Annotated in this window: 1 protein-coding gene; it reads left to right on the top strand. The window is 71.2% G+C overall.

Going from position 1 to position 562, the window contains the following annotated elements; genetic code table 11:
- The coding region (locus G4D86_RS51835) for an AMP-binding enzyme (RefSeq protein ID WP_164003109.1) at positions 1–562 on the top strand (562 nt) is incomplete at both ends.

Here is a 562-nt window from a genome sequence, read left to right as displayed (position 1 = left end):
GAGCTGTTCATCGGCGGCGACGGCGTGGCCCGTGGCTATGTCGAGCAGCCCGCGTTGACGGCCGAGCGCTTCGTCCCCGACGCCTTCTCCGGCGCGCTTGGTGCCCGCCTCTACCGCACCGGAGACCTTGCCCGCTGGCGCAAGGACGGCGTGCTGGAGTTCCTCGGCCGCGCCGACGCTCAGGTGAAGGTGCGCGGCTATCGCATCGAGCTGGCTGAAGTCGAAGCCGCACTCCTGGCTCACTCCGAGGTGAGCGAAGCCGTGGCGCTGGTGCGCGAGGACGTCCCCGGTGACAAGCGCCTCGTCGGCTATGTCGCCGCTCCCGAGTCCCTCGACACGGCCCTGCTGCGCGCCTTCCTCATGCAGCGGCTGCCCGAGTACATGGTGCCCTCCTCCCTGGTACGCCTGGACGCCTTCCCGCTCACCACCAACGCCAAGGTGGACCGCAAGGCCCTGCCCCCTCCGCAGTCGGTGTCCTCCTCCCCGGCCGGCACCTACGTCCCCCCGCGCACTCCCACCGAGGAACTGCTGGCCGGCCTCTTCGCCCAGCTGCTGCGCGTGC

Source organism: Pyxidicoccus caerfyrddinensis, assembly GCF_010894405.1.
Classification (GTDB): Bacteria; Myxococcota; Myxococcia; order Myxococcales; family Myxococcaceae; genus Myxococcus; species Myxococcus caerfyrddinensis.
Note: the sequence above shows the minus strand (reverse complement) of the source record. Positions and strands in the feature narration are given on the sequence as shown.